Raw genomic sequence first — 253 nt, forward strand, 5'->3', positions numbered from 1 at the left:
CCGTCCTGTTCCGCACCCTGGCCCTGGCCCTGTTGATCGCCGCGCCGACCGCCCGGGCCGATGTCCCCATCGCCCCGCGCATCCCCGAGCAGGTCTCCAATCCGGCCTGGGAAGCGGACATGCGGCACTTCGCCGAGCTCGACGCGCAGGCCCCGCCGCCGCGCCATGCGGTGCTGTTCCTGGGCAGCTCGTCGATCCGTTTCTGGGACTCGTTGGCCAGCGACTTCCCCGGCCAGGCGGTGATCAACCGTGG

The 253-nt window shown here is 71.9% G+C and carries 1 pseudogene; it reads left to right on the forward strand.

Annotated features, from left to right (window positions below):
* Positions 1-253: pseudogene (locus tag SB822_RS59005) on the forward strand (GDSL family lipase); the annotation flags it as partial.

This window comes from Paraburkholderia sp. SIMBA_054 (genome assembly GCF_046534875.1).
Classification (GTDB): Bacteria; Pseudomonadota; Gammaproteobacteria; order Burkholderiales; family Burkholderiaceae; genus Paraburkholderia; species Paraburkholderia hospita.